The organism is Streptomyces sp. 549, assembly GCF_030124175.1.
Classification (GTDB): Bacteria; Actinomycetota; Actinomycetes; order Streptomycetales; family Streptomycetaceae; genus Streptomyces.
Map to the genome: position 1 here is coordinate 28954 of NZ_JASKMT010000009.1, position 22182 is coordinate 51135.

Sequence of the window (22182 nt, forward strand, 5' to 3'; positions counted from 1 at the left end):
CCTGCCAACTTACCGCCACTATGGCGGGGTTCTGCTTGTCTCGGGCACAACACAGCGCTAGTTTTGCTTGTTGATGCGACGTAACTCCCCGGTGTCCGCCGGGTGAGCCCGCCGCAGCCCGTCTCCCAGCCCGCCCACACCCACGTCAGCGCCCCGTCAGCGCCTGCGTCAACGCGCCGCTGCGGGTGCGGCGGTCCGGACCGCCGCACCCGCCGACCTCTCGGAGCAGCCTTGAAACGTGCGGTACAGCCCACCGGAACCCGTTCCGCCGCTCCCTGCGCGGAGGAGGTCGCCGACCCGTCACTCGCGCACCGGGCCCGCCGGGTCCTGGCGGAGAACTGGACCGGCGGCTCCACCGTGCCGTCCCGCAGCCTCTACCCGCACCAGTGGAGCTGGGACTCGGCGTTCGTCGCCATCGGCCTGCGCCACGTCTCGCCCGAGCGCGCGCAACGGGAACTGGAGACCCTGCTGGACGCCCAGTGGGGTGACGGGCGCGTGCCGCACATCGTCTTCAACCCGCGGGTGCCGCCCGCCGCGTACTTCCCCGGCCCGGACTTCTGGCGCTCCTCCCGGGCAGGCCGCGGCGCGGGCGCGCCCGCCGACGTGCAGACCTCCGGCATCGTGCAGCCCCCGGTGCACGCACTCGCCGCCTGGCTGGTGCACCGCGCCGACCCGGCCGCGTCCCGCAGACGCGGATTCCTGCGGCGTGTGCACCCGCGGCTGGTCGCCTGGCACCGCTACCTGCTCGGCCAACGCGACCTGGCCGGGGCGGGGCTGGTGGCGGTCGTGCACCCGTGGGAGACGGGCATGGACAACAGCCCGTGCTGGGACCGGCCGCTGGCCAGGGTCGCCCCCGCTCCGGCCGGCTCGTTCCGCCGTGCCGACCTGGCGCACGGCGCCGCCGACGACCGGCCCACCGACCTGGACTACGGCCGCTACGTCGCGCTCGCCCGCGCCTACCGCGACCACGGCTACACCGACCGCGGCACCGCGCACGCCTTCGCCGTCGAGGACCCGGGCGTCAACGCGCTGCTGGCCGCGTCCGAACACGCCCTGGCCCGCATCGCGCACACCCTCGGCGCGGACGCGGACACCCACCGGGACAGTGCGCGCCACGTCACCGAGTCCCTGGTCCGACGCCTGTGGCAGGCCGACGCCGGGCAGTTCCTGTGCCGCGACATCCGCGCCGACGCGCTGCTGCCGGAACGCAGCGCCGCGGGCCTGCTGCCGGTGGTCGCGCCCGGTCTGCCCGACGACGTGGTCACCGCACTGCTGCGCACCGCCCGCGGCAGCCGCTTCGGCTTCGGCCCCGACCGCCTGGTGCCCGGCTACGACCGGCTCGGGGCCGCCTTCGACCGCCACCGGTACTGGCGCGGCCCCGCCTGGTTCAACGTCAACTGGCTGCTGGAACGCGGGTTCCGGCAGTACGGCCGGAACGCGGACGCCGACGTGCTGCGCCGCGCGCTGCCCGCCGCCGCGTCCGCCACAGGCTTCGCCGAGTACATCGACCCCGACACCGGGCAGGCCCGCGGGAGCGGTGACTTCAGCTGGACGGCTGCGCTCACCCTCGACCTGCTCTCCGATCCTCAAGGAGGCATCCGATGACCAGCGCGGAGCACCTGCTCCTGTTCCACCGCGGCACGTTCGCCGCGGTGGGCCCTTCCGGCGACATCACCGGCGCACGCGGTCCGAGCCCCGACGGCTTGTTCCAGCGCGACGCCCGCCACCTTAGCCGCTGGCAGCTGACGGTGGACGGCACCGTGCCGACCGTCCTCGTCCCCGCCTCCGAGGGACCGGTCGCGGCGAGCGTGCTCACCCCGCGCGGCAGCCGCGCCGAACCGCCCGCGCACACCGTCTTCCGCGAGCAGTCGGTCACCGACGGCACGTTCACCGACCGCATCCGGCTGACCAGCAACCGGTCCGCACCCGAGACCGCCAGGGTCGCGCTGACCGTGGACGTGGACTTCGCCGACCAGTTCGAGCTGCGCTCGGACCACCGCTGGTACGACAAGCCGCACGCCGTCCGCACCCGCCAGGTCCACCCGGACGGCCTGGAGTTCGGCTACCGGCGCGCCGAGTGGCACTCGCGCACGACGGTCACCGCCGACCCCGTTCCGGACGCGGTGGAGGAGACCGGCAGCGGGGCCCGGCGTCTGGTGTGGGAGGTGGAGCTGCCGCCGCACGGCACGGCCGAGCTGACGCTCACCGTCACCGCGCACCCGCACGGCCTGCCGGAACGCACCGCCGCCCCGCCCGCCGATCCCGCCGACCCCGTCGCCGCACAGCACACCGAGCCCGTCGGGCACGCTGCCGCCCCGCTCGGCCCGGCGGCGGCCGGCGGGCGCTGGCCGGAGTTGGTGCGCGCCGCCGAGCAGGGCCTGTCCGACCTGGCCGGGCTGCTCGTACCCGCGACGGGGCCCGACGGCGAGGAGCTGCGGGTGCCCGCCGCCGGCGTGCCCTGGTTCCTGGCGCTGATCGGGCGGCACGCCCTGCTCACCTCGCTGTTCGCACTGCCCTACCGCCCGTCCCTGGCCGCCGCCACCCTGCCCGCGCTCGCGGCGACCCAGGCCACCGAGGCCGACCCGTCCCGGATCGCGGAGCCGGGGAAGATCGTGCACGAGGTCCGGCACGGCGAGCTTGCCCACTTCCGGCAGGTTCCCTACGGGCGGTACTACGGCTCGGTGGACAGCACCCCGCTGTTCCTGGTCCTGCTCGGCGAGTACACCGAGCACACCGGCGACACCGGGCCCGCCCGGCGGCTGGAGCGGCACGCCCGCGCCGCCGTGGAGTGGATGTTCCGGGACGGCGGCCTCGACGAGCGCGGCTACCTGCTCTACCGCCCGGACCGGGGCGGCCTCGCCCACCAGAGCTGGAAGGACTCGCCCGGCGCGATGTGCTTCGCGGACGGCCGGCGGGCCGACGGCGTCATCGCCGCCGCCGCTCCCCAGGGCTACGCCTGGGACGCGCTGCGGCACACCGCCCGGCTGGCCGCGACGCTCTGGGGCGACGAGGCCACCGCGGCCCGGCTGACCGCGGCAGCCGACGACCTGCGGGCCCGCTTCATTGAGGACTTCCTCATGCCCGAGCACGGCTTTCCGGCGCTGGCGCTGGACGGCGACGGCCGGCGGGTCACCGCGCTCGCCTCCGACGCGGGGCACCTGCTGTGGTCGGGCCTGCTCGGCCAGGAGCTGGGCGAGCAGGTGGGCCGCAGGCTGCTGCGCCCGGACTTCCACTCCGGCTGGGGCATCCGCACCCTGGCCGCCGGGCAGGACGCCTACCATCCGCTGTCGTACCACCGGGGCGGGGTGTGGCCGCACGACACCGCCCTGACCGCGCTGGGGCTGGCCCGCTACGGACTGCACGAGGAGGCCGCGGAGGTCGCCCGGGGCCTGGTGGCGATGGCCGGCCGCAACGGGCACCGGCTACCGGAGGTGATCGCCGGCTACGGCCGCGCGGACCATCCCGCACCCGTGCCGTACCCACACGCCTGCTCCCCGCAGTCCTGGGCCGCCGCCGCCCCGCTGGCACTGCTCACCGCGGTCGGCGCCGGGCAGGTGGACGCCGGGCAGGTGGACCCCAGGCCGGTGGACGGGAGCGGGCCGCCGGCGGGCAGGGGCGGCGCGCGGGCGCCGGAGGTGCCCGGTCAGCCGCCGGAGGTGTCCAGCTCGGCGTCGGCGCCGACGGCCGTGCAGGCGTAGGGGTCGTCCAGCCAGCCGTCAGGCAGCACGACCCGGTTGCGGCCCGAGGTCCGGCCGCGCGGCCCGTCCGCGCCGGCCGGCCAGGGCTGGTCGAGGTCCAGCTCGTCGAGCAGCTCCCGCAGGCGCTCCAGCGAGGACGCGACGGCAAGCTGCCGCCGCATGTCGGAGCCGACCGAGAAGCCCTTCGTGTACCAGGCGACGTGCTTGCGGAAGTCGATGACGCCGCGCGCCTCGTCGCCCAGCCACTCCCCCAGCAGCCGCGCGTGGCGCACCATGACGTCGCCGACCTCACGCAGCGTGGGCCGGGCGTAGGCCGCCGGGCCGCGGCCGTCGAAGGCCGCCACCAGGTCGCCGAACAGCCAGGGGCGGCCCAGGCAGCCGCGTCCGACGACCACGCCGTCGCAGCCGGTCTCGCGCATCATGCGCACCGCGTCGTCGGCCGACCAGATGTCGCCGTTGCCGAGCACCGGCACCTCGGGCACGGCCTCCTTGAGGCGCGCGATGGCCGACCAGTCGGCGGTGCCGCCGTAGTGCTGGGCAGCGGTGCGGCCGTGCAGCGCGATCGCCGCGACGCCCTCCTCGGCGGCGATCCGCCCGGCGTCGAGGTAGGTGAGGTGGTCGTCGTCGATGCCCTTGCGCATCTTCATCGTCACCGGCAGGTCCCCGGCGCCGCCGACGGCCTCCCGCAGGATGTCGCGCAGCAGGTTGCGCTTGTACGGCAGCGCAGAGCCGCCGCCCCGGCGGGTCACCTTCGGGACCGGGCAGCCGAAGTTGAGGTCGATGTGGTCGGCGAGGCCCTCGTCGGCGATCATGCGGACCGCCTTGCCGACGGTGGCCGGGTCGACGCCGTACAGCTGGAGTGAGCGCGGCGTCTCGTCCGCGTCGAAGTGGACCAGCTGCATGGTCTTCTCGTTGCGCTCCACCAGGGCCCGGCTGGTGATCATCTCGCTGACGAAGAGCCCGCGCCCGCCACTGAAGCCCCGGCACAACGACCGGAACGGCGCGTTGGTGATGCCCGCCATCGGCGCCAGCACCACGGGGGGCTGGACGGTGTGCGGGCCGATGCTGAGCTGCGACGGGGTCATGGGCGGGTCCTGGGAAGGGGGCTGCGGTCGCCGCGGGGCTGCGTCACCGCTTGGCGGCGCATTCCCCGCAGGTGCCGAAGATCTCGATGGTGTGCGCGACGTCGACGAAGCCGTGCTCGGTGGCGATGGCGTCGGCCCACTTCTCCACGGCCGGGCCCTCCACCTCGACGGCCTTGCCGCAGTGCCGGCAGACCAGGTGGTGGTGGTGGTCGTCGGTGCTGCACCGGCGGTAGACGGACTCGCCCTCGTCGGTGCGCAGCACGTCGACCTCGCCGGCGTCGGCGAGCGACTGGAGGGTGCGGTAGACGGTGGTCAGGCCGACCGAGTCGCCCCGGTGCTTGAGCATGTCGTGCAGGTCCTGGGCACTGCGGAACTCGTCGACCTCACTGAGCGCCGCCGCGACCGCGGCGCGCTGCCGTGTCGACCGGCCACGGACGGGGGGACCTGCAGTCGCCACCTTTTCCTCCTTACACCGGCACCGGCAGGTGCTCGGCTCGCCTCGGTCGCCCCCATTGTGCCAGGTGTCGCGGGCGCGGCTGCCGGTGCCGCTCGCCCGCACCGCCTCGGGGTCAGCCCGCGGCCGGTACGGCCTGCCCGGATTCCTCCAGCGCCGCGGCCCGGGCCGCGGCGCGCCCGCGTCTGCGGGTCAGTGGCGCGGCGAGCAGCGTGACCAGGGCGAACAGGGCGATGGCCAGCAGCACGATGCTCGCCCCGGGCGGTACGTCGGCGTAGTACGACAGCACGGTTCCGGACAGCGAGACGAGCACGCCGACCGCCACCGCGAAGGCCAGTGTGACGGCGAAGCTGCGCGTCACCTGCTGCGCGGCGGCCACCGGGATGACCATGAGCGCGCTCACCAGCAGCAGGCCGACGACACGCATCGCGACCGTGACGGTGACCGCGGCGGTCACCGCGAGCAGCAGGTTGAGCAGGCGAACCGGCAGACCGGTGACGCGGGCGAACTCCTCGTCCTGGCAGACGGCGAACAGCTGGCGGCGCAGCCCCAGGCAGACGGCGAGCACGAACGCCGACAGCAGCACGATCGCGGTGACGTCCTCCGTGGAGACGGTGGTGATCGAGCCGAAGAGGAACGTGGTCAGCTTGGCCGTCGAGCCGCCCGGCGCCAGGTTGATGATCATGACGCCGCCGGCCATGCCGCCGTAGAAGAGCAGCGCCAGCGCGATGTCGCCGCGGGCCTTGCCGTACCAGCGCACGAGTTCCATGCCGATGGCGCCCAGCGAGGAGACGAGCACGGCCGTCCAGACCGGGTTGGTGCTGAGCAGGAAGCCCAGTGCGACACCGGTCAGTGCGACGTGCCCGATGCCGTCGCCCATGATGGCCTGCCGCCGCTGCACCAGGTAGATGCCCACCGCGGGGGCGGCGATGCCCACCAGCAGGGCGGCGAGCAGGGCCCGCTGCATGACGGCGAACTGCAGCATCTCGGTCATGACAGGAGCCCGGTCTCGATCTTCGGCGCCTCGGGCGTGGCCGAGGGCGGTTCGGTGTCGGCGTGCTGCGGGTGGCAGGCGAGGTCGTGCAGCTGCTCGGGGTGCTCGACGCGTTCGACCCGCCCGTCGCGGAGTTGCACGGTGCGGTCGATGAGCGGGGCGAGCGGGCCCAGCTCGTGCAGGACGAGCAGCACGGTGACCCCGCGCGCCACCTGCTCGCGCAGCGCGTCGGCGAGCACCTGCTGGCTGGCGAGGTCGACCCCGGCCAGCGGCTCGTCCATGATCAGCAGCTCGGGTTCGCCGGCCAGCGCCCTGGCGATGAGCACCCGCTGGTGCTGCCCGCCGGAGAGCGCGTTGACCGAGTCCTTCGCGCGGTCCGCCATGCCGACCAGCTCCAGCGCGCGGTGGACGGCTGCCCGGTCGCCGCGGCCGGGCAGCCGCAGCCGGGTGCGGGCCAGGCGGCCGGTGGAGACGACCTCCCGCACGGTGGCGGGCACCCCGGCGGCGGCGGTGGAGCGCTGCGGCACGTAGCCGACCCGCCGCCAGTCGCGGAAGCGGCGCAGCGGTGCGCCGAAGAGTTCCAGCTCACCGCCGCTGAGCGGCACCTGCCCGATCACGGCACGCACGGCCGTGGACTTGCCCGAGCCGTTGGAGCCCAGCAGCGCGACCACCTCACCGTGTCCCACGGTGAGGTCGATGCCGCGCAGCACGGACCGGGAGCCGAGTTCGGCGGTGGCGCCCCGCAGGGCTATGACGGGCTCCGGAGTGCTCATGGGGCCTCCTCCACTGGCGCCGGGCCGGCGCCTCTGCGGCGGGATCGGGGGCGGCACGGGCCGCGCGGGCCGCGTCACGCGGATCCGAGTGCCTTCTTCAGCGCCGTGAGGTTGGCGCGCATGACCTCGAAGTAGTCCTCGCCCCGGGACTTGTCGGTGACGCCCTCCAGGGGGTCGAGCACGTCCGTCTTCAGGTTGAGGTCGCCGGCGAGGGTCTTGGCCGTCTTGTCACTCGCGATCGTCTCGAAGAAGACCGTGTTCACCTTCTCCTTCTCGGCGACGGTGTGCAACTGCTTCATGCGGGCCGCGCTGGGCTCCGACTCCGGGTCGAGGCCGGCGATGCCCTCCTGGTCGAGGTCGTACCGCTCCGCGAGGTGGCCGAAGGCCGCGTGGGTGGTGATGAAGGTGCGGGTGTCCGTCTTCTTCAGCCCGTCGGAGAACTCCTTGTCGAGCGTGCCGAGCCGGTCGACGAGGTCGTCGGTGTTCTTGCGGTAGTCGGCGGCGTTGTCGGGGTCGGCCTTCTCCAGGGCCTTGCCGACGCCCTTGGCGATCTCCGCGTACTTCACCGGGTCCAGCCAGACGTGCGGGTCCTCGGCGCCGTGGTCGTGCCCGTCGCCGTGGTCGTGGCCGTCCTCCGCGGGCTCCTCCTCGGCGGGCCCGTCGGTGTGCTCGTCGGTGTGCTCGTCGCCGTGGCCGTGCTCGTCCTCGTGGCCGTGCTCGTCGCCGTGGTCGTCCGCGTGCTCGTCGTCGGGGTGGTCGCGCAGGGTCTGCGTCTCGGTGCCGTCGTGGGACAGCTCGGTGTAGGAGCCCGCCTCGGCGACGTGCTCGACGTCCGTCTGCTCGATCGCCTCGTCCACCGCGGGCTGGAGGCCCTTGAGGTAGACGATCATGTCGGCCTGGCCGAGCCGGGCCGACTGCTTGGGGCTCAGCTCCAGGTCGTGCGGCTCCACGCCGGGCTCGGTGAGCGTGGTGACCGAGACGCGCTCGCCACCTATCTCCTCGGCGAGGAACTCCATGGGGTAGAAGGAGGCGACGACGTCCAGCCGGCCGTCGTCGGCGGCGCTCGAACCGCCCTCACCGCACGCGGAAAGCGTGAGCATGCCGAGGGCGGTGGCCCCGGCGAGGGCGGTGCTGGCTATGAGAGGACGGCGTCGAGCGTTCATGACAGTCATTTTCAGGCCAAATGGAAACGATTGTCAACTCACGGGCTGAAGTGGCTCCGGGGCCAACCGATTTGATCCCGCCCCCTCACTCGCCGGTAATCTGAGGTATTCCGTCGTCGTAATGAAGAGAGCACCGTGGCCGCCGACAAGATCGAGACCATCGTCAGCCTCAGCAAGCGCCGTGGCTTCGTCTATCCCTGCAGCGAGATCTACGGCGGCCAGCGGGCCGCGTGGGACTACGGGCCGCTGGGCGTGGAGCTGAAGGAGAACATCAAGCGCCAGTGGTGGCGCGCGATGGTCACCTCGCGCGAGGACGTGGTCGGCATCGACTCCTCCGTGATCCTGGCGTCCGAGGTCTGGCAGGCGTCCGGGCACGTCGCCACGTTCACGGACCCGCTGACCGAGTGCACCTCCTGCCACAAGCGGTTCCGGGCGGACCACCTGGAAGAGGCGTACGAGGCCAAGCACGGCCGTCTGCCGGAGAACGGCATGGCCGACATCAACTGCCCGCACTGCGGCAACAAGGGCGCGTTCACCGAGCCCAAGCAGTTCTCCGGGCTGCTCTCGACCCACCTGGGCCCCACCCAGGACTCCGGCGCCGTCGCGTACCTGCGCCCGGAGACCGCCCAGGGCATCTTCACCAACTTCAGCTCCGTCCAGCAGACCTCGCGCAAGAAGCCGCCGTTCGGCATCGCCCAGATGGGCAAGTCCTTCCGCAACGAGATCACGCCGGGCAACTTCATCTTCCGCACCCGCGAGTTCGAGCAGATGGAGATGGAGTTCTTCGTCAAGCCCGGCGAGGACGAGCAGTGGCACGAGTACTGGATGGAGCAGCGCTGGAACTGGTACCGGGACCTCGGCATCCAGGAGTCCAACATCCGCTGGTACGACCACCCGAAGGAGAAGCTGTCCCACTACTCCAAGCGCACCGCGGACATCGAGTACCGCTTCAGCTTCGGCGGCAGCGAGTGGGGTGAGCTGGAGGGCGTAGCCAACCGCACCGACTACGACCTCAGCTCGCACTCCAAGGCGTCCGGCCACGACCTCTCCTACTTCGACCAGGAGGCGGGCGAGCGCTGGACCCCGTACGTCATCGAGCCGGCGGCCGGTGTCGGCCGGGCGATGCTCGCATTCATGCTGGACGCCTACGTCGAGGACGAGGCGCCCAACGCCAAGGGCAAGCTGGAGAAGCGCACCGTGATGCGCCTCGACCCGCGGCTGGCCCCGGTCAAGGTCGCGGTGCTGCCGCTGTCGCGCAACGAGAAGCTGTCACCGAAGGCCCGCGGCCTCGCCGAGGCGCTGCGCAGGCACTGGAACATCGAGTTCGACGACGCCGGCGCCATCGGCCGCCGCTACCGCCGCCAGGACGAGATCGGCACCCCGTTCTGCGTCACGGTCGACTTCGACACCCTGGACGACAACGCCGTGACCGTGCGTGAGCGCGACACCATGAAGCAGGAGCGGGTCTCGCTCGACCAGATCGAGTCCTACCTCGGTGGCCGCCTGATCGGCTGCTGACGCCCCCGCGCCACGTGACGAGGCCCCCTGCCGCTGCTGGCGGCAGGGGGCCTCGTGACAACCCGGGCGGGTGCCGTCAGGCGCCCTCGGCGGGCGCACCGGCTGCGCTCCCAGCCTGCCCCGCCTGCCCGGCGTTCCCGCTGTCCCCCGCCTGTCCGGCGGCCTCGTTGGGGATCGCGCCGCCGAACCGGCGGTCGCGGGAGGCGTACTCCACGCACGCCCGCCACAGGTCGCGGCGGTCGAAGTCCGGCCACAGCACGTCCTGGAACACCATCTCGGCGTAGGCGCTCTGCCAGATCAGGTAGTTGGAGGTGCGCTGCTCACCGGAGGGGCGCACGAACAGGTCCACGTCCGGCATGTCCGGGTGGTAGAGGTACCTGGCGAACGTCTTCTCGTTGACCTTCGCCGGGTCGAGCCGCCCGGCGCGGACGTCGGCGGCGATGGCCGCGGCGGCGTCCGCGATCTCGGCCCGGCCGCCGTAGTTGACGCAGAAGTACAGCGTCATGGCGGTGTTGTCCTTGGTCTGCTCCTGCGCGATCTGCAGTTCCTGCACCACCGACTTCCAGAGCTTCGGCATCCGGCCCACCCAGCGGATGCGGATGCCCATGGCGTCCATCTCGTCGCGGCGGCGGCGGATGACGTCCCGGTTGAAGTTCATCAGGAAGCGCACCTCCTCCGGCGAGCGCTTCCAGTTCTCGGTGGAGAACGCGTACAGCGAGAGGTTCTTGACGCCCAGTTCCAGGCAGCCCCTCAGCACGTCAAGGACGACGGCCTCGCCCATCTTGTGGCCCTCGGTGCGCGGCAGGCCGCGTTCCTTCGCCCAGCGGCCGTTGCCGTCCATCACCACGGCCACGTGCCTGGGGACCAGTTCGGGCTGGAGCCGGGGCGGGCGGGCACCGGAGGGGTGCGGCTCGGGTGCCTGGTAACTGCCGGACCCGCGACGCTGCCGGGACAGCATTCCGCGACCTGCCATGTGGTTCATCTCCAGGGTGTGCTGCGGGGCGCTCCCGCCCGGGGTGCGGCGGACGACAGCCGAGACTAACGGGTCAGGACTTGTCGACATACCGCAGGGACCGCAGCCCGCGTTCCAGGTGCCAGTGCAGGTAGGCGGAGACCAGCCCGCTGCCCTCACGGGTGTGTCGCGGCTCCGTCGCCTCGGCGGTCTCCCAGTCGCCCGTCAGCAGCGCACCGAGCAGCCGCAGCGCCTCCGGCGACGGCAGCACGCTGCCGGGCACCCGGCAGTCGCCGCACACCGAGCCGCCCGCGCCGACGGAGAAGAACCGGTTGGGCCCGGGCAGGCCGCACTTGGCGCAGGCGTCGAAGCTGGGCGCGTAGCCGCCGACGGCGAGCGAGCGCAGCAGGTAGGCGTCCAGGATCAGGCCCGGCGCGTGCTCGCCGCCGGCCAGCGAGCGCAGCCCGCCGACCAGCAGCAGGTACTGCTGCACGTTGGGCTCACCCTCGTGGTCGGTGAACCGTTCCGCCGTCTCCAGCATCGCGGTGCCGGCCGTGTAGCGCCCGTAGTCGCTGACCACGCCGCTGCCGTAGGGCGCGATCGTCTCGGTCTGGGTGCACAGCGGCAGGCCGCGGCCGACCAGTTCGCTGCCGCGGGCGAAGAACTGCACGTCGACGTGGGAGAACGGTTCGAGCCGGGCCCCGAACTTCGACTTGGTGCGGCGCACGCCGCGGGCGACCGCGCGCACCCTGCCGTGGCCGCGGGTGAGCAGGGTGATGATGCGGTCCGCCTCACCCAGCTTCTGGGTGCGCAGCACGATGCCGTCGTCGCGGAACAGGCTCATGCCCTCATTCTCGCCCACCGCCCGCCCCCGGCGGTTCCCCTCCCCCGCGTCCGCCGGGCGGTGGCCGCCGTCAGGCTCCCTCTCCGAGCACGAGGGAGACCAGGGCGCGCTGGGCGTCGGTGAGGTGCGGGTCGGCGCAGCGGGCGGTACGGCCGTCGGCGGTGATCGTGTAGTGGAAGCCGTCCGGCACCCCGGACGGCGGGTCTGCGGACCCGTCCGCGACCGCCCGCGCGGCCAGCCGCTCGACATCGGGGTCGTCGGTGGTCAGCTCGGCCCGGCGGGTCAGGCCGGCGAGACCTCCGGTACGGGACACGACGACGTGCATCTGCTGTCCTCTCGTCGGCGGGGCCGGCGGACGGACGTCCACCGGCCGAAGGGCGGGCGAGCGGCTTCTGAGGATGCCCTCGGCCGCGTCGAGCAGGGCGATCTCCCTCTGGTCCCCCGGCTGACCCCGGGGCGTCTGCGGCCCCTGCGCGGGGAGGGCCCCGTGCTGGGCTCCGCGTGACTCACCAGCCGCACAGGCTACGCCCGGCCGTCGGCTTTCGGCCGTCCTTCACCGCACCCGCCGCGGCTCCTCCCGGTCCGGCACCGCAGGAGAACGCCGGCGCACGGCAACAAGCGCTCGCCCCACCTGCCGCGGCGGACGCGAGATCCGCGCCCTGCGCCTGTGAGCCCGGGCGTCCCCACGGTCCGCCCCCCGCACGCACGCCGCGGGGCGGACCGCGTGGCGGGCGCGGATCTCGCATAATGGGACGGACCCGCCGCGGTCGGACCGCTCGGATAGGCTGCTCGGCATCATGCGATACGGGCTGCTTCTCCTTAGCTGCCGCGGCGAGGGCCTGTAGACAAGGCCGACCCCCTCCCCGCGGAGTTCGGTGCTGCCACCGTCGGCCCTCGAAGCCCCCTCCGCGACAGGAGCCCCGCCCATGTCCTCCGCATCCTCCCGCAAGCCGATCGGCCGGCAGACCCCGGTGACCGCGGCCACCGTCTCCCAGCGCCCCTCCGGCATGCCGATCGGCAGGTACGCGCCCTACGAGGCCGTCGAGCTGCCCGGCCGGACATGGCCCGAGAAGCGGATCACCCAGGCGCCCCGCTGGCTGTCGACCGACCTGCGGGACGGCAACCAGGCGCTGATCGACCCGATGTCGCCGGCCCGCAAGCGGGAGATGTTCAACCTGCTGGTGTCCATGGGCTACAAGGAGATCGAGGTCGGCTTCCCCTCGTCGGGGCAGACCGACTTCGACTTCGTACGGTCCATCATCGAAGAGGACGCCATCCCCGAGGACGTGACGATCTCCGTCCTGACCCAGGCCCGCGAGGAGCTGATCGGCCGCACCGTGGAGTCCCTGGTGGGTGCCAGGCGGGCCACGGTGCACCTGTACAACGCGACCGCGCCGGTGTTCCGCCGGGTCGTCTTCCGCGGCACCCGCGACCAGGTCAAGCAGATCGCGGTCGACGGCACCCGGCTGGTCATGGACTACGCGGAGAAGCTGCTCGACGACCGCACGGTCTTCGGCTACCAGTACAGCCCGGAGATCTTCACCGACACCGAGCTGGACTTCGCCCTGGAGGTCTGCGAGGCGGTGATGGACGTCTGGCAGCCCGAGGAGGGCCGCGAGATCATCCTGAACCTGCCCGCCACGGTCGAGCGCTCCACGCCCTCCACACACGCCGACCGCTTCGAGTGGATGTCGCGCAACCTGTCCCGCCGCGAGCACGTCTGCCTGTCGGTGCACCCGCACAACGACCGCGGCACCGCGGTGGCCGCCGCCGAGCTGGCGCTGATGGCCGGCGCCGACCGCATCGAGGGCTGCCTGTTCGGCCAGGGCGAGCGGACCGGCAACGTCGACCTGGTGACGCTGGGCATGAACCTGTTCTCCCAGGGCGTGGACCCGCAGATCGACTTCTCCCGCATCGACGACATCCGCCGCACCGCCGAGTACTGCAACCAGATGGAGGTCCACTCCCGGCACCCCTACGCGGGTGACCTGGTGTACACCTCCTTCTCCGGCTCCCACCAGGACGCCATCAAGAAGGGCTTCGAGGCGATGGACGCCGCCGCGGCCGAGAGCGGCGCCGACGTCGGCGAACTGCCGTGGGAGGTGCCGTACCTGCCTATCGACCCCAAGGACGTGGGCCGCTCCTACGAGGCCGTCATCCGGGTCAACTCGCAGTCCGGCAAGGGCGGCATCGCCTACGTGCTGAAGAACGACCACAAGCTGGACCTGCCGCGGCGCATGCAGATCGAGTTCTCGCGGATCATCCAGGACCGCACCGACACCACCGGCGGCGAGATCACCCCCGCACAGATCTGGGACGTCTTCCGGCACGAGTACCTGCCCACCCCGGACGCACCCTGGGGCCGGGTCGCGCTGCGCACCGCCGCGCAGACCGAGACGGCCGGTGACGGCACCGACACGCTGACCGTGGACGCGGTCGTCGACGGCACCGACACCACGCTGACCGGTACCGGCAACGGCCCGATCTCGGCCTTCTTCGACGCCCTGGCCACCGCGGGCATCGACGTGCGCCTGCTGGACTACGTCGAGCACACCATGAGCGAGGGCGCCACCGCCCAGGCCGCCTCCTACATCGAGTGCGCCATCGAGGGCAAGGTGCTGTGGGGTGTCGGCATCGACGCCAACACCACCCGCGCGTCCATCAAGGCGGTCGTCTCGGCCGTCAACCGCGCGACCCGCTGACCACTCCCCGCGCACGCCTTCCCCCCGGCCGCGCCGAGCGGCCGGGGGCCGTGCGGGCCCGGTCGGAACGTCAGGTTCCGGACCGGGCCCGCAAGCTTGTCCGGTTCGGATGCTGACGGCACCGGCCTCCTGTGGCTAACATCACTCGACGCGGCAACGGAGCCGAGGTGTTACGGAGGTGCGGCGTGGGCGGACTGCGCTTGGCGAGCATGCGTACGGCGTGGACCACGGTGGGTGACGGCGAGTTCTTCTGCCCCGGCTGCGGCGGTGACCGCAACTACGAGCGGCGCACCGGCCGTCGCCGGCTTGTGGTGCTCGGCCTGCCCGTCCTGGCTCGCGGCTCCGCCGAACCGGTGGTGGCCTGCATGTCCTGCCGCACCGCCTTCCCCGCCACGGCTGCCGACCAGCCCACCACCACCCGCCTGTCGGCGATGCTTCGCGACGCGGTGCACAGCGTCGCGCTCAGCATGCTGGCAGCCGGCGGCACCGACTCGCGGGCGGCCCGGGACACGGCTGTCGGCGCCCTGCGGGAGGCCGGCTACCCGGACGCCCGGGAGGAGCAACTGCTCGCCTTACTGGCCGCGTTGGGCGCGGACAGTGTGAGCGTGGAGGTGGCGCTGCACGAGGTGCTCACCCCGCTTGTGCCCCACCTGGCCCCCGCCGGGCGGGAGAGCCTGCTGCTGCTCGGCGCCCGCATCGCGCTCGCCGACGGGCCCTACCAGGTGGCCGAGCAGGCCGCGCTGGCCTCGCTGGGCACCGCGCTGCGGCTGCGGGCCGCAGAGGTCGAGCGGCTGCTCGCCGGCGCCCCCGAGCGCCGCTGAGCCGCACACCGCACGCCGACGGCTCCCGAACCGGCGGAGCCGCCGGGTCGGGAGCGGGGCGGCCGAGCCGCTAGCGGGGCGATCGGGTCAGAAGCCGAGCTTGCGCAGCTGCTTGGGGTCGCGCTGCCAGTCCTTGGCGACCTTCACGTGCAGGTCCAGGTAGACGGGCGTGCCGAGCAGCGCCTCGATGTGCTTGCGGGACTTGGTGCCGACGTCCTTGAGCCGACTGCCCTTGGGGCCGATGATGATGCCCTTCTGGCTCGGGCGCTCGATGTAGACGTTGGCGTGCACGTCCAGCAGCGGGCGGTCCGCGGGCCGGTCCTCGCGCGGGATCATCTCCTCCACCACGACCGCGATGGAGTGCGGCAGTTCGTCCCGCACGCCCTCCAGCGCCGCCTCGCGGATCAGCTCGGCGACCATGACCTGCTCCGGCTCGTCGGTGAGGTCGCCGTCCGGGTACAGCGGCGGGCTCTCCGGCAGCATCGGGACGAGCAGGTCGGCGAGCAGACCGACCTGGCTGGAGCCGACCGCCGAGACCGGCACGATCTCCGCCCACTCCAGGCCGAGTTCACGGCCGAGGCGGTCCACCGCGATCAGCTGCTCGGCGAGCTTCTGCGAGTCGACGAGGTCGGTCTTGGTGATGACGGCGACCTTGGGTGTCTTCTTCAGCCCCGCCAGCTCCGCCGCGATGAACCGGTCACCGGGGCCGAGCTTCTGGTCGGCGGGGATGCACAGGCCGATGACGTCGACCTCGGCCCAGGTGGTCCGCACCACGTCGTTGAGGCGCTCCCCCAGCAGCGTGCGGGGCTTGTGCAGCCCGGGCGTGTCCACCAGGACGAGCTGCGCCTCGGGGCGGTGCACGATGCCGCGCACCGTGTGCCGGGTGGTCTGCGGCCGGTTCGAGGTGATCGCGACCTTCGTGCCGACGAGCGCGTTGGTCAGCGTCGACTTGCCCGCGTTGGGGCGGCCGACGAAGCACGCGAAGCCGGCGCGGTGCGGGGACGCGGGGGAGGATTCGCTCATGCGCCCATTCTCCCTGATCCTCCCGGGCCCTCCGACCGCCGGGAGGCGACCACACCGGCGAGGGCGAGCACACCGGCTGCCAGCAGCAGCAGCGCCGCGGCGAACACCCACCAGTCGGTGCCGTCGCCGTTGACCCAGCCGAGCACCAGCCAGGTCCACACCGTGAGCCCGGCGGCGACCGCCCCGACCGCGCTCAGTATCCGCGCTTTGCGGAGCAGGTCGGGCCGTTGGTGGGAGCGGGCCAGCTGGCTGAGCCCCTGCGGCAGCAGGAGCAGGCCGAGGGCCAGCAGCAGGACGTCGAGGCACTCGCCGATGACCAGCTCGATGACGACGCCGGCCAGCAGCGCGGTGCCGATGACGGTGATGACCCACGCCTGCCGGCGGTCCGTCAGGAAGTCCGGCACAGGTCAGACCACGTCCGCCGTGCGCAGGGAGCCGTCGGGTGCGGCGAGCAGCACCGGTGTGCCGGGGCCGCCCAGGTCGCGCACGGCCGCCAGGTCGTCCGCGGGGAGTTCGGCGCTGCCGGAGACGACGGCGGCGGCCTCCAGCGAGGTGGCGCCGGAGGCGACCGCCATCGCGACGGCGGTCTGCAGGGCGCTCAGCCGCAGCGAGGCGAGTGCGACAGTGCCGGCGACGTAGGTGCGTCCCGTCTCGTCGCGGACGGCGGCGCCCTCGGGCACCCCGTTGCGGGCACGGGCGCTGCGCGCCAGCGTGATGATCTTGCGGTCCTCGGGGTCCACGTCGGGCGCGTCACTCATGTGGGCGAGCATACGCGGCGGCCCTCAACTGGGTGACGTCCGGGACGCCGTCGGGCTCGACCTGCTCGTGGTCCGGCTCCTGCTCAGCGGTGACCTCGCCCAGCTTCTCCACGGCCCGCCGCGCCAGGGGCTCGACGCCCTCGCCGTCCACCTCCTCGGGCCCCGCCTGCGCCAGGTGCACGGTGCCGGCCCCGACCCGGGCGTAGACGACGTCGGCGACGACCGTCAGCCGGTCGTCACCGGGGCCCCTGCGCACGAACCGCAGGGCGGCGCTGTCGTCGCCCAGCTCCGGAAGGCGGAGGCGGCGCGCCTCGTAGGCGACGGTGCCGCTGTCCACGCCGGTGCCCTCGGTGACCTGGAAGCGCGAGCACTGCTCGGCAGCCCGCTCGAAGGCGCTCAGCGCCTCCTCGGCCCCGTCGGCGCTGCCGTGCGCGCCGGTGCGGGTGGTGACGAACGGCCCGACCGGGGAGCGGGCGAAGCGGGTGTCGGCCGCGGTCTCGGCCGGGTCCTGGAACAGCGTGCGGCAGGGGCCGTCGTCGGGCTGCGGGACTCCTATGCCGCGGTCCTCGGCGGCGCCCTCGGTGTCGGGCACCCAGCCCGGCGGCAGGTCACCGAGGTCGAGCAGGGCCAGCCGGAGCCGGTCCTCGTCCAGGTCGGCCGGGTGGGGGCCGGTGGCCGCGGCAGTGCCGGGGCCGTCGTGCTGCTGTCCGCCGGCGCACCCGCCCGACAGCAGGGCGAGCGCGGCACCGGCGGCGGCGAGGGTGGTGCGGAGGTGCGCGTCCATCCCTCCATGGGGCCACCGGGCCGTCCCCGCGGCCACCGCCGTACACCCGTTCGGGTGACGTGAAACAGCTCTGTGCAGGCGTTGGGATCGATGTCCCCACCGCCACCTCCACCGCCACCTCCACCGCCACCTCCAGCGCCACCGGTGGGCTGTGGGCGTCAGTCGGACGCGGCGGGCGTCAGTCGGACGCGGCGGGCGTCAGTCGGACGCGGCGGGCGTCAGTCGGACGCGGCGGTGTCCTCGGAGATCTGCACCCGCTCGACCAGCACCCGCTCCACGCGGTTGCGGCGGCCGGCGGTGGACTCGGCGGTGAGCCGCAGCCCGGCCAGGTCCGGGTCCGCCCGGTCCTCGGAGAGGTCCACGACGGCGGAGGCGCCGGCCAGCGGCACCCGGCCGAGCAGCTTGGCGAGCAGACCGCCGACGGTCTCCACGTCCTCGTCGTCGAAGTCGTCGAGACCGTACAGCTCGCCCAGGTCCCCGATGTCGAGGCGGGCCGTCACCCGGAAGCGGCCCTCGCCCAGCTCCTCCACGGGCGGCAGCTCACGGTCGTACTCGTCGGCGATCTCCCCGACGATCTCCTCCAGGATGTCCTCGATGGTGACGATGCCCGCGGTGCTGCCGTACTCGTCGATCACCACCGCGACGTGGTTGCGGTCGCGCTGCATCTCCTTCAGCAGGTCGCCCGCGTTCTTGGTGTCCGGCACGAAGACCGCCGGGCGCATCACGGTGGAGACCCGCTCGGACTCGCGGTCCCGGTTGATGTGGACGGTGCGGGCGAGGTCCTTGAGGTAGGCGACACCCACCACGTCGTCCTCGTTCTCACCGGTGACGGGGATGCGCGAGAAGCCGGACCGCAGGGCGAGCGTGAGCACCTGGTGGATGGTCTTGTACCGCTCCACGGTCACCAGGTCCGTGCGCGGCACCATCACCTCGCGGACGAGGGTGTCGCCCAGTTCGAAGACGGAGTGGACCATGCGGCGCTCGTCGTCCTCGATGAGGGACTCGGCGCCGGCGAAGTCGACCATCGCCCGCAGCTCCGCCTCGGAGGCGAAGGGGCCCTTGCGGAAGCCCTTGCCGGGGGTCAGTGCGTTGCCGAGCAGGATCAGCAGCTGCGGCACCGGCCCCATGACGCGGGCCAGCGGCAGCAGCACGTAGGCCGCCGCGGTCGCGGTGTTCAGTGAGTGCTGGATGCCGATGGTCCGCGGGGAGACCCCGACCGCGACGAACGACACCAGCACCATGACGGCCACGGCCGCGGCCAGCGCCTGCCACGTCTGGTCGAAGGCACGCAGGCAGCCGAAGGTGACCAGGACGGCCGCGGCGGTCTCGCTGGCGATCCGGATCAGCAGCGCCAGGTTGAGGTAGCGGACCGGGTCGGCCGCCACCGCGGCGAGCTTCGCGCTGCCGCGCCGGCCGGCGCGCACCGCCTCCTCGGCCCGGAACCCGGTGGTGCGGGCGAGCCCGGCCTCGGCGCACGCCGACAGCCAGGCCAGCACCGTGAGCAGTACCGCGGCGGCGAGCAGCTGAGCGCTCATGTGGTGGTCGGCGCGGGAGACGGGCCGGTAAGGCCCCGCTCCTCGCGCCAGCCGTCGACGATGGCCTTCTGCAGGCCGAACATCTCGGCCTTCTCGGCGGGCTCCTCGTGGTCGTAACCGAGGAGGTGCAGCACACCGTGCACGGTGAGCAGTTGCAGCTCCTCGTCCATGGAGTGCCCGGTGGGGGCCTCCTCGCCCTGCTTCCGCGCGACCTCCGGGCACAGCACGATGTCCCCGAGCAGCCCCTGCGGCGGCTCCTCGTCGTCCTTGGCCGGCGGACGCAGCTCGTCCATCGGGAAGGACATCACGTCGGTCGGGCCGGGGAGGTCCATCCACTGGCGGTGGAGCTGCTCCATCGCCTCGGCGTCCACGACGATGACCGACAGTTCGGACAGGGGGTGAATGCGCATCCGGGCCAGGGCGTAGCGGGCGACGTCGAGGATCGCCTGCTCGTCCACCTCCTGGCCGGACTCGTTGTTGACGTCGATCGACATGGTGCGGGTCGGCTACTTTCCGTTGCGGTCGTCGTAGCGTTCGTAGGCGTCGACGATACGCCCCACCAGCCGGTGCCGGACGACGTCGGTGCTGGTCAACCGGGCGAAGTGCACGTCGTCGACGTCCTCCAGGATCTCCTGCACCTGCCGCAGGCCGCTCTTGGAGCCGTTGGGCAGGTCGACCTGGGTGACGTCGCCGGTGATGACGATCTTCGACTCGAACCCCAGGCGGGTCAGGAACATCTTCATCTGCTCGGGGCTGGTGTTCTGGGCCTCGTCGAGGATGATGAAGGCGTCGTTGAGTGTGCGGCCCCGCATGTAGGCCAGCGGGGCGACCTCGATGGTGCCCGCGGCCATCAGGCGCGGGATGGAGTCAGGGTCGAGCATGTCGTGCAGCGCGTCGTAGAGCGGCCGCAGGTACGGGTCGATCTTCTCGTACAGCGTGCCGGGCAGGAAGCCCAGCCGCTCGCCGGCCTCCACCGCGGGGCGGGTCAGGATGATGCGGTTGACCTGCTTGGCCTGGAGCGCCTGCACGGCCTTGGCCATCGCCAGGTACGTCTTGCCGGTGCCGGCGGGACCGATGCCGAAGACCACGGTGTGCTGGTCGATGGCGTCCACGTAGCGCTTCTGGTTGAGCGTCTTGGGGCGGATGGTGCGGCCCCGGTTGGACAGGATGTTCTGGGTGAGGACCTCGGCCGGGGTCTCGCTGTCGGCGCCGTTGCCCGCGCTGCGGAGCATCGCGATCGACCGCTCGACGGCGTCCTCCGTCATCGGCTGGCCGGTACGCAGCACCAGCATCATCTCCTCGAAGAGGCGCTGGACGAGGGCCACCTCGGCGGCGTCTCCGGAGGCGGTGATCTCGTTGCCCCGGACGTGGATGTCCGTGGCCGGGAACGCCTGCTCGATCACACGCAGCAGGGCGTCGCCGGAGCCGAGCACCGTGACCATCGGATGCTTGGCCGGTACAGCGAAACGCGCATGTGCCTGTTCTGTCGATGTGTTCGTCATGGGCCGGCTCTGTGGCCTGCTCAACCCTCTCTCTGACTGCGTCGGATGCGTGCCTCTCAGAGTACGCCGGGCCACGGGCAGGCCCGAGCGATTTACCACCTCGACCTCACAGACCCCGCAGGACGCATCAGCAACAGGCCCCGGGGGCGGGGACTGCGTGCTCCCGCAAGGTGAGCTCCCAAGGCCGCACGAGGCATGATCGGTGGATGCATGGCGTGGAGGATCAGGCAGGTGGGGGGAACGTGGAGGAACCGACGGAGATCGCGTCGCCGAAGGAGGCCGCGGACAATGCGCTGGTGCTGGCGTTCGGGCGGTTGCAGGGGGCGGCGAACCGGCTGGAGTACATCCTCGGGAGGTCGCTGGAGCTGGAGTGCGGCATCAGCCATCTGATGTTCGAGGTGCTGCTCATTCTCGGGCGGGCGGGCGACCCGGGGCTGTCGATGCGGGCCATCGCCCAGGAGCAGGTGCTCACCACGGGCGGGGCGACGCGCCTGGTGGACCGGATGGAGGCGGCCGGCCTGGTGGAGCGCGCCGAGGACCCCGGTGACCGGCGCGGGCGCCTGGTACGGCTGACCCGGTTGGGGGAGGAGACCACCGTGCGGGCGTCCCGGGTGCACGTGGCGAACGTCCGGCGTTACTTCCTGGCGCCCCTGCCGCCCGAGGATCGGGAGCGGTTCGCCGAGGACCTGCGGATTCTGAGCCACTCCGCACGGGACGAGCTGCCCCGCCTGCCCTGAACAGCCTCCGCCGGGTTGGCACGTGCCGCCTCACCCATGCGCCGGCAGTGCCCTGAACCGAAGAGCCGCGGAGCCGCAGAGCCCAGAGCCGAAGAAGCGCAGCGTGGCGGGCGCCACACGAACGACGGAATACCTGAGGAGTCAGTTACTGTTCTCTCAGGTAATCGCTCGCGTTCAGCAAGCGCCGCACCTTCGTTGAAACCTTGAATGAGGCTCGTCTACGTCTTCGACGCCTACTGCGGCTGGTCGCACGGGTTCTCCGGAACTCTGCGCGAGGTTGCCTCCCGTCATCCCGAGTTGCCGGTCGAGGTGGTCTCCGGCGGTCTGTTCACCGGGCCGCGCCGGGTGCCGGTCCGCGAGTTCGGCCACGTCCAGGGCGCCAACGCCCGGATCGCCGAGCTGACCGGCGCCGAGTTCGGCGAGGGCTACGAGCGGCTGATCGCCGACGGGTCGTTCGTGATGGACTCCGAGGCCGCCGCCCGCGGCGTCGCCGCCCTGCGCCGAGCGGCCCCCGACCTCGCGGCGGAACTGGTCGCCGCCCTCCAGCGGGCCTTCTACCTCGACGGCCTCAGCCTCTCCGCCCCCGCGACCTACCGCAAGGTCGCCGAAGAGGCAGGAATGGACGCCGAAACCGTCGTCGCCGACATCCACGCGCCCGAAGCGCACACCGCGGCGGCAGCCGACTTCCACCGCTCCGCCGAACTGGGTGTCACCGGCTTCCCCACGCTGCTCGCCGTCGACGGCGAGCAAGTCGCCACCCTGGCCCGCGGCCACGCCACCGCCGACGAGGTCGACCGGCGGCTGGCCGCCCTGACCGCCACCTCCCCCACCCACTGAAG

Annotated in this window: 22 protein-coding genes; 7 read left to right on the top strand and 15 right to left on the bottom strand. The window is 72.7% G+C overall.

Going from position 1 to position 22182, the window contains the following annotated elements; all coding sequences use genetic code 11:
* The first annotated feature begins 231 nt into the window (after positions 1–231).
* Positions 232–1605 carry an MGH1-like glycoside hydrolase domain-containing protein gene (locus QNO07_RS12960; protein ID WP_502961829.1) on the top strand — a complete coding sequence of 458 codons (1374 nt, stop codon included), beginning with the start codon at positions 232–234 and terminating at the stop codon, positions 1603–1605.
* Positions 1602–3698 carry an amylo-alpha-1,6-glucosidase gene (locus QNO07_RS12965; RefSeq protein WP_283992016.1) on the top strand — a complete coding sequence of 699 codons (2097 nt, stop codon included), beginning with the start codon at positions 1602–1604 and terminating at the stop codon, positions 3696–3698. The genes QNO07_RS12960 and QNO07_RS12965 overlap by 4 nt, the downstream gene beginning before the upstream one ends.
* Here the strand turns inward: QNO07_RS12965 and dusB are convergent.
* The 5 genes from dusB to QNO07_RS12990 all read right to left on the bottom strand — a co-directional run bounded on the left by dusB (position 3644) and on the right by QNO07_RS12990 (position 8167).
* Positions 3644–4783, bottom strand: coding sequence for a tRNA dihydrouridine synthase DusB (gene dusB, locus QNO07_RS12970; protein ID WP_283992017.1), 1140 nt, complete (start codon positions 4781–4783; stop codon positions 3644–3646). The genes QNO07_RS12965 and dusB overlap by 55 nt on opposite strands.
* A gap of 43 nt (positions 4784–4826) precedes the next feature.
* The gene (locus QNO07_RS12975; protein WP_283992019.1) at positions 4827–5240 is read right to left on the bottom strand and encodes a Fur family transcriptional regulator; all 414 of its coding nucleotides are present in this window, start codon (positions 5238–5240) and stop codon (positions 4827–4829) included.
* Between the two features lie 112 nt (positions 5241–5352).
* The gene (locus tag QNO07_RS12980) at positions 5353–6231 is read right to left on the bottom strand and encodes a metal ABC transporter permease (RefSeq protein WP_283992021.1); all 879 of its coding nucleotides are present in this window, start codon (positions 6229–6231) and stop codon (positions 5353–5355) included.
* Positions 6228–7004, bottom strand: coding sequence for a metal ABC transporter ATP-binding protein (locus QNO07_RS12985; protein WP_283992023.1), 777 nt, complete (start codon positions 7002–7004; stop codon positions 6228–6230). The genes QNO07_RS12980 and QNO07_RS12985 overlap by 4 nt, the downstream gene beginning before the upstream one ends.
* Before the next feature lie 74 nt (positions 7005–7078).
* On the bottom strand, positions 7079–8167 hold the full coding sequence (locus QNO07_RS12990; RefSeq protein WP_283992024.1) for a metal ABC transporter substrate-binding protein: 1089 nt from the start codon (positions 8165–8167) through the stop codon (positions 7079–7081).
* 135 nt (positions 8168–8302) lie between these two features.
* Between QNO07_RS12990 and QNO07_RS12995 the strand changes: the two genes are divergently transcribed.
* On the top strand, positions 8303–9685 hold the full coding sequence (locus tag QNO07_RS12995; protein ID WP_283992025.1) for a glycine--tRNA ligase: 1383 nt from the start codon (positions 8303–8305) through the stop codon (positions 9683–9685).
* A 76-nt stretch (positions 9686–9761) separates the two neighbouring features.
* Here the strand turns inward: QNO07_RS12995 and QNO07_RS13000 are convergent, their stop codons facing one another.
* From QNO07_RS13000 to QNO07_RS13010, 3 genes are all read right to left on the bottom strand, one after another.
* Positions 9762–10658, bottom strand: coding sequence for an isoprenyl transferase (locus QNO07_RS13000; RefSeq protein ID WP_283992026.1), 897 nt, complete (start codon positions 10656–10658; stop codon positions 9762–9764).
* Between the two features lie 73 nt (positions 10659–10731).
* On the bottom strand, positions 10732–11481 hold the full coding sequence (gene recO, locus QNO07_RS13005) for a DNA repair protein RecO (protein ID WP_283992028.1): 750 nt from the start codon (positions 11479–11481) through the stop codon (positions 10732–10734).
* A 70-nt stretch (positions 11482–11551) separates the two neighbouring features.
* Positions 11552–11806 (bottom strand): protealysin inhibitor emfourin, encoded by a 255-nt coding sequence (locus QNO07_RS13010; RefSeq protein ID WP_283992029.1) that lies wholly within the window; start codon positions 11804–11806, stop codon positions 11552–11554.
* Between the two features lie 601 nt (positions 11807–12407).
* On the opposite strand from QNO07_RS13010, the gene leuA reads away from it, so the two are divergent.
* Together leuA and QNO07_RS13020 are read left to right on the top strand one after the other, a co-directional pair.
* Positions 12408–14183, top strand: coding sequence for a 2-isopropylmalate synthase (gene leuA, locus QNO07_RS13015; RefSeq protein WP_283992030.1), 1776 nt, complete (start codon positions 12408–12410; stop codon positions 14181–14183).
* Positions 14184–14392: 209 nt separating this feature from the next.
* On the top strand, positions 14393–15004 hold the full coding sequence (locus QNO07_RS13020) for a TerB family tellurite resistance protein (RefSeq protein ID WP_283992031.1): 612 nt from the start codon (positions 14393–14395) through the stop codon (positions 15002–15004).
* 87 nt (positions 15005–15091) lie between these two features.
* On the opposite strand, the gene era is transcribed toward QNO07_RS13020, so the two are convergent.
* The 7 genes from era to QNO07_RS13055 form a co-directional block, all read right to left on the bottom strand.
* A complete protein-coding gene (era, locus tag QNO07_RS13025; protein ID WP_283992032.1) occupies positions 15092–16027 on the bottom strand; it encodes a GTPase Era in 936 nt (311 codons plus the stop codon).
* Positions 16024–16431 carry a hypothetical protein gene (locus tag QNO07_RS13030; protein ID WP_283992033.1) on the bottom strand — a complete coding sequence of 136 codons (408 nt, stop codon included), beginning with the start codon at positions 16429–16431 and terminating at the stop codon, positions 16024–16026. The genes era and QNO07_RS13030 overlap by 4 nt, the downstream gene beginning before the upstream one ends.
* Before the next feature lie 3 nt (positions 16432–16434).
* Entirely contained in the window at positions 16435–16797 is a 363-nt protein-coding gene (locus QNO07_RS13035) for a cytidine deaminase-like protein (protein WP_283992035.1), read from the bottom strand.
* Positions 16778–17569, bottom strand: coding sequence for a hypothetical protein (locus QNO07_RS13040; RefSeq protein ID WP_283992036.1), 792 nt, complete (start codon positions 17567–17569; stop codon positions 16778–16780). The genes QNO07_RS13035 and QNO07_RS13040 overlap by 20 nt, the downstream gene beginning before the upstream one ends.
* A 218-nt stretch (positions 17570–17787) precedes the next feature.
* On the bottom strand, positions 17788–19104 hold the full coding sequence (locus QNO07_RS13045; protein WP_283992037.1) for a hemolysin family protein: 1317 nt from the start codon (positions 19102–19104) through the stop codon (positions 17788–17790).
* Complete coding sequence (gene ybeY, locus QNO07_RS13050) at positions 19101–19598, bottom strand: rRNA maturation RNase YbeY (protein WP_283992039.1); 498 nt, start codon at positions 19596–19598, stop codon at positions 19101–19103. The genes QNO07_RS13045 and ybeY overlap by 4 nt, the downstream gene beginning before the upstream one ends.
* A 12-nt stretch (positions 19599–19610) precedes the next feature.
* Complete coding sequence (locus QNO07_RS13055; RefSeq protein ID WP_283992040.1) at positions 19611–20606, bottom strand: PhoH family protein; 996 nt, start codon at positions 20604–20606, stop codon at positions 19611–19613.
* 206 nt (positions 20607–20812) lie between these two features.
* Here QNO07_RS13055 and QNO07_RS13060 point away from each other — a divergent pair, with 206 nt between their 5' ends.
* Positions 20813–21343 (top strand): MarR family winged helix-turn-helix transcriptional regulator, encoded by a 531-nt coding sequence (locus tag QNO07_RS13060; protein WP_283992041.1) that lies wholly within the window; start codon positions 20813–20815, stop codon positions 21341–21343.
* Positions 21344–21550: 207 nt separating this feature from the next.
* A complete protein-coding gene (locus QNO07_RS13065; protein ID WP_283992042.1) occupies positions 21551–22180 on the top strand; it encodes a DsbA family protein in 630 nt (209 codons plus the stop codon).
* Positions 22181–22182 lie beyond the last annotated feature (2 nt).